Source organism: Pelagibacterium limicola (assembly GCF_015694405.1).
GTDB classification, from domain to species: Bacteria; Pseudomonadota; Alphaproteobacteria; order Rhizobiales; family Devosiaceae; genus Pelagibacterium; species Pelagibacterium limicola.
Window position 1 is genome coordinate 259,758 of sequence record NZ_JADQDB010000004.1, and the last position, 9,457, is coordinate 269,214.

Sequence of the window (9,457 nt, forward strand, 5' to 3'; positions counted from 1 at the left end):
GACAAAACCGTGCAGCGGCTTTGCGGTTCGAGAACGCGAAAATAGAGTGACCGCCAATGCCCAGACCCAAGCTCCATTCCGACGAAACGATCCTCACCAAAGCCCATGAGGTGCTGGTTGCAAAAGGGCCGTCGAACTTTACGCTGACTGATGTGGCGAACGCCGTGGGCATTTCGCGCGCGGCGCTGATTCAGCGGTTCAACGACAAAGACACGCTGCATCTAAGGGTCATGGAAAAAGCGACCGAAGAGGTCCGCGCCTATTTCGCTGCCGCATCCAAGGACGTTGGGCTCGGCCCACTCTGGAATATGCTGAAGGACCTGATCGCGGGCGTAGGCACCGGCGAGGATTTTGCCGGATACCTCCTCCTCGAGTGGAGCGACGTAACACACCCCGCGCTCAATACGCTGGCAGTGGCGCGCAATCGTATGGTGCGAAACGCCATCAGAGACCGCCTGCCGGAAGGGCCGCATGATCGAGACAAGGCGGCGTTGTTGATCCAGTCAGTGATACAGGGCAGCTGCATGCAGTGGCTGGTTGAAAAACAGGGTACGCTCAACGCGTTCATGCTGGCGCAAACCCGCGCCATCATCGATACGCTCTATCCGGGCCAGGATCTGGGAAAGAGCTAGACTTTCTTGCTCGTATCTGATTTGGCGCCGGACTTTACGGCTCCCGCCTTCTTTCCGGTCTTGAGCTTGTCGAGCAAAGCCTTCTTGGCGTCATATGCCGACTGGCGTCGTTCGGCGTAATCGTCGTTGCGTGGGGGCTTCATATGTCTGTCTCCTCTAATCCGGCCGCTGCGCGCAGTGCATCGTTGATCCGCTCCTGCCATCCCGGCCCGTCGTCCTGAAAATGCTCAAGCACGTCGCGGTCGATGCGGATCGAAACGAGTTCCTTGCCCTTGGGGATGGCGTTGCCTTTCGGCTTCACCTCCGCGGGCTTGGTCGTGGCGGCCTTGAAAAGGGCTTCCGCCCGATCGATGGCGCTGGTCGGACGGCGGGGAGTATGGGCCATTTGCTCATAACCATGCAGGGGAAATGAATGACCCGGCCACGAGGTGGAATCTCTGGCCGGGCCGAAGCCCCTGATCGGCGAGATCAAGGACATGGGAAGCGATAGAGCAAGCCGACCGTGGCGACAAGACCTATTCGCATCTCGGCACGGCCGAGATGCTGCAACCCTTCGCCATGCGATTCCGTTTAGCCCGGTAGCCAACAGGAGGACTCGATGGAAGCCCAGAAATTGCATCGCGGCCGGCTTATCGATCATCTGCAGCTTGTCGTTGCCGATTTTCCGGCGAGCCGACGACTTTACAGCGCCATAATGGAGGCGCTCGATATCCCGGTCGGAGGCGAGGGCGAGAACTATATCTGGTTCGACGAACTGTTCATCTCGACAGCCGACAGCGAGGCAGCCGCCGGCGAGTTGACAGGCCGCCACCATCTCGCCTTTCAGGCCCGTGATCGGGCAATGGTCGAAAAATTCTACGAGGTAGCGCTTGCCAATGGCGGGCGCGACAATGGCGGGCCCGGCGAGCGTGAATACCATCCTGGCTATTACGCTGCCTTCGTGCTTGACCCGGACGGGAACAATATCGAAGCGGTCTATCATGGTCCGGCCACGCTCAGCGCCAAGTCGGTCGAAGTCACCTTTTGACGCCGTGACTTGATAATAACCGACACGACTGTTATAAATTGGCTATGAAGGCTGCGCCCCACGCGTCGCCAAACATTATTCTTAGCCGTTTCATGTCCACCGCCCTTCCCGCTACGAAGACGGCCGCGCCTTTGCGCGCCGCCACGCAGCCATTTGCTCTCGATTTCGACCGCGCCGCATTCGAGCGTCTCAACGCGCAGCCCGGCCCGAGTATCGCCTATCGCACACTCTTTTCGCCCCATGCCAATCTTCCGGTTTCCTTGTGCAATTGGTGCAAGGCGCGGGACATCCCACCGCGCCGTCTCGTTAAAACCGCCCATGAGCGGGGAGGGCGTTCCGAGAAAATCCTGTTCGGCTTGTCCGACGGCTATGCCATTGAAACCGTTCTCATTCGCCGCCACGATGGCTACACGGCCTGCATCTCCTCACAGGTAGGCTGTGCCTTCGCTTGCCGCTTCTGCGCCTCGGGGCAGGCGGGTTTGAAGCGCAATCTCTCGCCCGGCGAAATCGTCGAGCAAATCGTCCGCCTCGGCCCAAGGGTCAACCGCATCGTTTTCATGGGCATCGGCGAGCCGCTCAACAATTATGCCAACGTCCTTGCCGCTATCCGAATTCTGCGCGAGAGGGAGGGCATGGCGTTTCCCACCTCAGGCATCACCATCTCCACGATCGGCATTCCCAAGGCCCTCAAGGCCCTGCGTGAGGAACATCTGAGGATCAACCTCACCATCTCGCTCCACGCCACGACGCAGGAGACGCGCGCCGCGCTCATCCCCGGAGCGGCAAGGCACGACATCGGGGAAGTCGTCGCCCGTTCCCTCTCCTGGGCCGAACGGCACAATCGCATCGCTACCTTCGTCTATCTCATCCTGCCCGGCATCAACGATACGCGCGCCGATCTGGACCGGCTGTCGTCGATGTTCGCCGGTCAACTCGCCCGCATCAATCTCATGCGCTGGAACCCGGTCGATGGCATCGCACTCAAGCGCACCGATGACCATACCCTGAGCGCCTTCCGAGATGGGCTCGAAAAGGCCGGGATCCCCGTCGTCGTGCGCGACACGCAAGGGCGGGACATCGCTGCCGCTTGCGGTCAGCTCTGGCTACGGGATTTGAAAGGACTCCGGGTCGGGACAAGAAAGCTGGTTGACGAACAAAATTATCTGACTTAAGTCAGGTAAATCATGCAGCCAGATCCTATCTCCCGCGTCCGCCGCTTCGCCCGCACCGTGACCTCCGAGGTCGGCGCGCTCGATCAGTCCTTTCTCGGTCGCGGCCGTCCGCTAGGGGTGGCGCGTGTGCTCAATGCCATCGGGCACGGCCGTACCGATGTTGCAGAGATCCGCGATTATCTCGGCCTCGATTCAGGGCTTATGAGCCGCATCCTGCGTGGCCTTGAAGATGAGGGTCTCATCGAAACCCGCCCCGACCCGGCCGACGGCCGCCGCCGCATCGCCGCCCTTACCAAAGCCGGCCAACGCGAATTCCGGGCCTATGAAAAGCTCTCCAACGCCCGCGCCGAAAGGGTACTGGCCCGCCACCCGCAGCCCGAAATCCTGCTCGCCGCGATGGATCTCGTCGCTTCGGCCTTGGGTCGCGATCGCATCGCCTTCGAGCAAGTGGATCCTCGCGAGGAACGGGCGCGCTATTGCCTGGGAGAATATTACGCCGAGCTTGCCCGGCGGTTCGAGAACGGCTTCGAGGTGTCATTGTCCGCCGATCCGCAGGCAGACGACATGATCCGTCCCCGCGGCGCCTTCATTCTGGCCATGTCCGACGGCCTGCCCATCGGCTGCGTCGGATTGAAGGGCACCGACAAGGGCTATGCCGAGGTCAAACGCCTTTGGGTCGCCCCCTCGGCGCGCGGGCTCGGCCTTGCAAAGCGCCTCATGGACGTCACGGAACGCACAGCGCGCGAACTTGGCATAAGGACCTTGCGGCTCGACACCAATCGGGCACTCCCCGAAGCCATCAGAATGTATCGCAACTCCGGCTGGACCGAAATCGACCGCTTCAACGACGATCCCTATCCCGACTTCTTCTTCGAAAAGCACCTCTAGCTTTGCTCACGCATATGCGCGATAAAGCCATCCATCTTCGCCGGATGGCCGATATGCGCGCTCGCACTCCCTTTCCATCCATAGCCGTACTGCTTCTCGTCCTCGCCGCCGCCCTCTTCGGGCCAGGCTGGGGACAGGCGTGGCCTTTCGCGGCAACGACAGATCGAGGGTATATCTCCGCCCTCGTGGACGCGGACGCGAGCCTGCGCCCGCACCTCCCGAGTGGTGTCGCGGCTTTCGCTGATGAGGATGCCTCCGAGACATTCTTGATTCCCGGCGCCGGCCAGCCTGTTCGAGCTCGGGGGTTGGCCGCGCTTTTGCCCGGCTCGCAGCCTGTACTTGGCCCCGCCGGCCGCCAAAGCCTTTATTCGCCCCGCGCCCCGCCGCTCGCCTGACCTTTCAACAGTCTCTCGTTCCGTGCGTCCGCATCACCCGTGCGGCGCTGTATGTTGTGGTTACAAGGTCATTCCAATGTCTGAAATTCAATCTTCCGGCGAGGGGCATTTCCCCTACTTCCGCATGCCCCGTTTCGCTCCGACCGATGCCCGCCGGCCCATCTGGGCGATAGTCCATGCGCTGCCCGCGTTCCTTTATCTGGCCCTCAACGTCTGGATCGTCGGGCTGGGTCTGGTGCTGGTCGTCAATATGGCGGTCCCATTGCCCGCGCCGGTGCTCGCCACCTTGATCGGTCTCGTCGCCATTCCCTGCGGAACGGCGTCGTGGGTACTGTTCGTGCGCTGCGTTGAAGTCGAGGCGGCAATCGCCTCGTGAGCGTCCGGCCCGCGCTTCGCGGTGCGGGCCGTTTACGACCCGGGGCTTACTGGACCTTGCGGTCGAGCGTATATTCGCCGTTGCTGATCCGGTCCGGGATTTCCCCGATCAACCGCGCGACGGCTTCTTCGCCGTAGTCTTGCACGAGCGTTGCAATGGCCGCAAAGAGCGAGGCATGGGCGAGCGCAGCGGTATCGATTCCATCCGCCTCGGCGGCGTTCCAGGCGTCGGCCAGATATTCGAGCGCAATCTGGCGTTCCTCGTGCTCGGCCTCGAAGGCGGCCTCGGATACGGGAAACGGAAATGTGGTGCGCGACGTGCTCATACTATGCTTGTTAGCACGCCTTTGCGTCACCGCTAAGCACAAATGACCAATTGGTTAACGCGCCGATTAGAATTGGTGAAAACCTTGCCGGACCAGGAGGTCACTCCGCGTAGCGGGTGTGGATGTCGCGTGCCAAGGTTTCACCCTCGCCCAAAAGCAGCGCGATCGCTGCTTCTGCCGAAGGCGTGCACGTACGGTAAAAACGTGCGTAAGCCTCATATCCCGCGTTGAAGGCGCCAATCAGCCGCATACGCCGGTCTGCGTCCGGCTCGTCAAGGGTGATGAGCTCGGCCACCTGCTCGCGCCAGTCGATAGCGGTATGCCCGCACATCGGCGCGAGGATATAAAGGCTGCCCAGAATTTCCGCCAACCGCTCCATCTGCGCCTGGTAAGGAGGATCGACCGCGAGCGCGGGGAAGGGCAGGGCGAGCGCGATTGCCAGAAAAACCGCGCGCGGCCGTTTGAACAGGAATCGGGAAGTTTTCATGGGCGCTCCGAAGACAGCCCAAGCATGTCGGCGCACGCGCTGACGATCTCGGCCAGATTGTCGGTCGTGGCATAGCCGTTCAATTCGGAAATTTCCACCCAGTCCCAATCGGCGATCTCTTGCGAGACGACCGGTGCCACATATACCTGCCGCGCGGTGAACACCGAAAGCGTAAATGTGCGGTTGCCCTCGCCGACCTCTTCGACGAGTACGGGAATGGGATCCTCAATCAGCATCCCCGTCTCCTCGAACAGCTCGCGCTTGACGCAATCCTGGGGCGTTTCCCCCGGCTCCATCCGCCCGCCCGGCAGCGTCCAGAGTTTTTCGAAAGGCGGATAGGCACGCTGGATCAGAAACACACGGCTCTCATCGATCAGTGCAATCGAACACGCATCGGGCTTCATGCCGGCGGACTGGCTGCTATACTCGTGGCGAATAATGGGGGAGCGCGTCATGTGCGGTCGAATTGTCCATACCCTGCCGCCTGAGGCGATGCGGTCGCTGCTTCGGACGCGGAATCTACTGGACTCCGTACCGCGATACAACATCGCCCCCACCCAACCCCTCATCGCCGTCTGGGAAGAATCGGGGCACCGCGAAGCAAAGCTGGCGCGCTGGGGCCTCGTCCCGCGCTGGGTCAAGGACCCCCGCGATTTTCCCCTGATCATCAATGCCCGCGCCGAAACGATGGCGGAAAAGCCGGCCTTTCGTGATTCGCTCAAGCACCAGCGCTGCGCCGTTCCCGCCTCGGGCTACTACGAGTGGCGAACCGACCCTGCAGGCCGCAAGCATCCCTATTTTATCACTTATGGGGATCATCGCCCCATGATCATGGCGGGGCTCTACGCGACCTGGACCGGGCCGCAAGGCGAGGAATTCGATTCTCTCGCCATCATCACCGTGCCCGCAAACACGGATCTCGCCCACATTCACGACCGGATGCCGGCGCTTATCGAGGGGGACGGCATCGAGCGGTGGCTGGACGTCAGGACCGTAAGAGCGAACGAGGCGGTATCGGTGATCGGTCCGGCCCCTGAAGGTACGATGGCTGCCCACCCCGTTTCGCCACGCGTCAACTCTGCCCGCAACGAAGGCCCCGATCTGATCGTACCGGTGCCCGAGGATCCGTTCGCCGCCGCATCACCCAAGCCCCTGAAAGAGAAAGCGAAAAATCCACAGCAGTTTGATCTTTTCTGATCGCTGAACCCGGAACCGCATGCGCTCGATGCGCATTTGTTGGCAGGAAATTTCGGGGGCGGCTGCCAATTTGACACATTCACCCTCGATTCTCCGCTTAACCCTTGATATAAAGACTCAACCGCACCAGATAGGTGTGCGGTTTGGTCAGGCTGGAGTACGGCGAATGCAAACACGAACTGTATGGGCACGCCTGACCGCGTCCGTCTCCGCTTATCAACCCGTACGACTTAAACATACGGGACACATGTGTAGCTTCTGGACCTGGCAAAACCCGCGACATTAGTCGCCGCCCCGTCACAAGACCCTCACATTGAACTGGTAGCACCACCTCCTGCGCTGGGTGGTTGCTTTGGAGACTATCTCAAATGACCAAGCCGATCGTTATTTCCGTTCGTGGCGAACCGCAGGGCGTCGTTGTCCCCAACGGCGGCGATTTCCGTTTCATGGCTGTCAAGCTGGGCGTGTTCCCGCTTGAGGGACAGGTCTTTGAATCCGTCCAGGCCGCCCGCGCCGCCGCTGAAGCCATCGTGCGTCAGGGCGGGAGTGTGGTGATCGAATCCGGCATCCCGGAAAGCGGTTCGGCGGCCTAGGGCCAGTCGATCGTTGGCGCGCGTGGCAGGAATCGCGCGCGTCTCATCCCCTATCTTACGAGGCAAATCGCCGGGACGGAGCGTTTGAGGTGCGAGACGGGTGAGGGCACGCCAAGCCAACCCTAAAATTCCAATCGCCGGCGACTAGCGCACCATTCGCTCACACAGCAGGACTATCCCCTCACGCACGTTCCGGGGCCTCGGGAATTTCATCACTAGCCCCGAACAGGCCGCCATCAGCACCGATACTATTTTCTCGGCATCGCCAATTCCCGCTGCCGTCATTTCGGCGATAATCGTCTCCGTTATGGCCGCGTCGGCGGCTTCGAGGCGCGTGGAGAGACGTTTGTGCTCACCGATCAGTTCGAATGCAAAGGCCGATCCCTCGAGCAGGTCGGCGACAATGCCGAACATGGCAGCCAGTCCGCGCCCCACGCGCGTCGCAATGGCTCCTTCCTCGATGAAAGCCTCGGCGAATGCGTCTGTTTTTGCCTCAGCCAGATCTTCGATCAGCGCCAGGAGGATCGCATCCTTATCGGGGAAATAGGCATAAAGCGTGCCCTTGGCGATGCCGGCTCGGGCCGCGATCGCTTCCATCGTCGTCCCCTTGGCCCCCTTTTCAAGCAGCAGAATCCGCGCTGCTTCGATCATCCTGAGCGCCATTTCAGGTGATTTTTTTCGCATTCCCCCGCTCCTTGCAGAATCTTAATTGAACGAATTGAACGAAATTCGTATAATTCGTTCAATTATAGTACAGGAGACCAATATGTCAGACCGCGTCCTTCTCACCGGAATCTCCGGATATCTCGGTGGCCACACCGCCCTGGCGCTGCTCGCGGCCGGGTTCACCGTGCGCGGCAGCGTGCGCAATCTGGCAAAGGCGGAGGCGGTTCGCAAGACGCTGGAAAAACATGGAGGCGACGTTTCCCGCCTCGAATTCGTTGCGCTCGACCTGATGTCGGACGGAGGCTGGGTCGAGGCCATGGAGGGTGTGCGCTATCTCGTCCACACCGCCTCACCGTTTGTCCTCAAGATGCCCACAGACAAGACGGAACTGATCCGTCCCGCCGTCGAGGGGACCGAACGCGCGCTCAATGCGGCCTTCGCCGCTGGTTTAGAGCGCGCCGTCCTCACCTCATCGATGGCGGCCATCGCCTACGGCCACGACAAATCGCGCACCGAGCCCTTCACCGCCGCGGACTGGACCAATCTCGAAGGCCGGGGCGTCAACGCCTATATCGAATCGAAAACCCTTGCCGAGCGCCGCGCGTGGGATATCGCCCGTTCGGCCGGGCGCGAAATCGATCTCGTCACGATCAATCCCGCCGGCATTTTCGGTCCTCTGCTCGATGAGGATCCCGGCACGTCCGTGGCGGGCATTCAGCGCATGCTCAACGGCAGCGTGCCCGCCGCGCCGCGCATCCCTCTTGTCGTTGTCGACGTTCGTGATGTCGCCGCCGCCCATGTTGCCGCGCTGACGGCACCGGAAGCCGGCGGCAAGCGGTTCCCGATGGGCGAAAGCACGATGTTCCTTTTCGAAGCGGCATGCGTGCTGCGCGAGGCCTTCCCCGGCCACGCCGGAAAACTCCCGCGCTTTGAGATGCCCGATTGGGGCGTCCGCATCTATGCGCTCTTTGACGGCGACGTGCGGGGCCTCCTGGGCGAATTGGGCGTCCGCAAGAGCCTGGATTCCACGCCCACGATCGGCCTGTTGGGCCGCCCGCTGATCCCGGCCCGTGATACCATCGTCGCAACGGGCGAGAGCCTTATCGCGCAAGGACTCGCTTAAACGCCGATCCGGAAATATCCGAGCGCGTCCCCGATCTCTTCCTCCTCGTATCCGAGATGGGAGAGCAACACCCGCTCCAGGGCTTCGTTGACCTCGCGGGCGCGTGCAAAGTTTTCCGCGCTCGACTCGCGGGCCAGCCTGTTGAGCGCCTCGACCAGTTTTTCGAGCAGCGCGTGCACCACCCCATGCTCGGCGATCAGCCTGTCGGTGACCTTCTTCCAGGCCTCGCCCTTTTCGGAAAGGGCAGGGAAGATATGCGCGTCCTCGATGGAATGGTGCGTGTTGACGATATAGCAGTGCTGTCCGCAAAGGTTGCCGAACCGCCGGTAGTTGCCGATCATGTCGAGCGCTTCCGCCTCGGCTTGCACCTGCTCAGCGGTCATCTCGCCCCTGGCCACCTCCTCGGTCATCCGGCGCAGAGCGTCGATGTTCTCGCGCAGATGGTTGTGGATCATCCGGAGGTGCCGCCCGGGCGCCCTCTGTTCCGGGGTGAGGTTTTCCAGTTTCGGTGCGCGCGGACGCGTTGCGTCGTCAAGGAACTTGATATCGAGAAGCATTGTGAGGGAAAAACTGACC

At 61.5% G+C, this 9,457-nt stretch carries 15 protein-coding genes; 8 read left to right on the forward strand and 7 right to left on the reverse strand.

What is annotated here, in order from left to right:
- The first annotated feature begins 56 nt into the window (after window positions 1-56).
- Window positions 57-632, forward strand: a complete 576-nt coding sequence (locus I2G20_RS10135; RefSeq protein WP_196259581.1) for a TetR/AcrR family transcriptional regulator — start codon at window positions 57-59, stop codon at window positions 630-632.
- On the opposite strand, the gene I2G20_RS10140 is transcribed toward I2G20_RS10135, so the two are convergent.
- Together I2G20_RS10140 and I2G20_RS10145 are read right to left on the reverse strand one after the other, a co-directional pair.
- The gene (locus I2G20_RS10140) at window positions 629-775 is read right to left on the reverse strand and encodes a DUF6481 family protein (RefSeq protein ID WP_196259582.1); all 147 of its coding nucleotides are present in this window, start codon (window positions 773-775) and stop codon (window positions 629-631) included. The genes I2G20_RS10135 and I2G20_RS10140 overlap by 4 nt on opposite strands.
- On the reverse strand, window positions 772-1,017 hold the full coding sequence (locus tag I2G20_RS10145; protein ID WP_196259583.1) for a BrnA antitoxin family protein: 246 nt from the start codon (window positions 1,015-1,017) through the stop codon (window positions 772-774). Before I2G20_RS10145 ends, I2G20_RS10140 begins: the two co-directional genes overlap by 4 nt.
- A gap of 213 nt (window positions 1,018-1,230) precedes the next feature.
- Here I2G20_RS10145 and I2G20_RS10150 point away from each other — a divergent pair, with 213 nt between their 5' ends.
- The 4 genes from I2G20_RS10150 to I2G20_RS10165 all read left to right on the forward strand — a co-directional run bounded on the left by I2G20_RS10150 (window position 1,231) and on the right by I2G20_RS10165 (window position 4,490).
- Window positions 1,231-1,659, forward strand: coding sequence for a VOC family protein (locus I2G20_RS10150; protein WP_196259584.1), 429 nt, complete (start codon window positions 1,231-1,233; stop codon window positions 1,657-1,659).
- A 92-nt stretch (window positions 1,660-1,751) separates the two neighbouring features.
- The gene (gene rlmN, locus I2G20_RS10155) at window positions 1,752-2,831 is read left to right on the forward strand and encodes a 23S rRNA (adenine(2503)-C(2))-methyltransferase RlmN (RefSeq protein WP_196259585.1); all 1,080 of its coding nucleotides are present in this window, start codon (window positions 1,752-1,754) and stop codon (window positions 2,829-2,831) included.
- A 12-nt stretch (window positions 2,832-2,843) separates the two neighbouring features.
- Window positions 2,844-3,719, forward strand: a complete 876-nt coding sequence (locus tag I2G20_RS10160; RefSeq protein ID WP_196259586.1) for a bifunctional helix-turn-helix transcriptional regulator/GNAT family N-acetyltransferase — start codon at window positions 2,844-2,846, stop codon at window positions 3,717-3,719.
- A gap of 471 nt (window positions 3,720-4,190) precedes the next feature.
- The gene (locus I2G20_RS10165) at window positions 4,191-4,490 is read left to right on the forward strand and encodes a hypothetical protein (RefSeq protein ID WP_196259587.1); all 300 of its coding nucleotides are present in this window, start codon (window positions 4,191-4,193) and stop codon (window positions 4,488-4,490) included.
- A 46-nt stretch (window positions 4,491-4,536) separates the two neighbouring features.
- Here the strand turns inward: I2G20_RS10165 and I2G20_RS10170 are convergent, their stop codons facing one another.
- From I2G20_RS10170 to I2G20_RS10180, 3 genes are all read right to left on the reverse strand, one after another.
- Window positions 4,537-4,815 carry a hypothetical protein gene (locus tag I2G20_RS10170; RefSeq protein WP_196259588.1) on the reverse strand — a complete coding sequence of 93 codons (279 nt, stop codon included), beginning with the start codon at window positions 4,813-4,815 and terminating at the stop codon, window positions 4,537-4,539.
- 100 nt (window positions 4,816-4,915) lie between these two features.
- Entirely contained in the window at window positions 4,916-5,302 is a 387-nt protein-coding gene (locus I2G20_RS10175) for a TIGR02301 family protein (protein WP_196259589.1), read from the reverse strand.
- The gene (locus I2G20_RS10180) at window positions 5,299-5,757 is read right to left on the reverse strand and encodes an NUDIX hydrolase (RefSeq protein WP_196259590.1); all 459 of its coding nucleotides are present in this window, start codon (window positions 5,755-5,757) and stop codon (window positions 5,299-5,301) included. Before I2G20_RS10180 ends, I2G20_RS10175 begins: the two co-directional genes overlap by 4 nt.
- Between I2G20_RS10180 and I2G20_RS10185 the strand changes: the two genes are divergently transcribed.
- Both I2G20_RS10185 and I2G20_RS10190 read left to right on the forward strand, forming a co-directional pair.
- On the forward strand, window positions 5,756-6,499 hold the full coding sequence (locus I2G20_RS10185) for an SOS response-associated peptidase (protein WP_196259591.1): 744 nt from the start codon (window positions 5,756-5,758) through the stop codon (window positions 6,497-6,499). The genes I2G20_RS10180 and I2G20_RS10185 overlap by 2 nt on opposite strands.
- A 368-nt stretch (window positions 6,500-6,867) precedes the next feature.
- Entirely contained in the window at window positions 6,868-7,092 is a 225-nt protein-coding gene (locus tag I2G20_RS10190) for a hypothetical protein (protein WP_196259592.1), read from the forward strand.
- Between the two features lie 144 nt (window positions 7,093-7,236).
- Here I2G20_RS10190 and I2G20_RS10195 read toward each other — a convergent pair whose 3' ends face one another.
- The gene (locus I2G20_RS10195; RefSeq protein ID WP_196259593.1) at window positions 7,237-7,776 is read right to left on the reverse strand and encodes a TetR/AcrR family transcriptional regulator; all 540 of its coding nucleotides are present in this window, start codon (window positions 7,774-7,776) and stop codon (window positions 7,237-7,239) included.
- Window positions 7,777-7,858: 82 nt separating this feature from the next.
- Between I2G20_RS10195 and I2G20_RS10200 the strand changes: the two genes are divergently transcribed.
- Window positions 7,859-8,881, forward strand: coding sequence for an NAD-dependent epimerase/dehydratase family protein (locus tag I2G20_RS10200; protein ID WP_196259594.1), 1,023 nt, complete (start codon window positions 7,859-7,861; stop codon window positions 8,879-8,881).
- Here the strand turns inward: I2G20_RS10200 and I2G20_RS10205 are convergent.
- The gene (locus tag I2G20_RS10205; protein ID WP_196259595.1) at window positions 8,878-9,438 is read right to left on the reverse strand and encodes a hemerythrin domain-containing protein; all 561 of its coding nucleotides are present in this window, start codon (window positions 9,436-9,438) and stop codon (window positions 8,878-8,880) included. The genes I2G20_RS10200 and I2G20_RS10205 overlap by 4 nt on opposite strands.
- Window positions 9,439-9,457 lie beyond the last annotated feature (19 nt).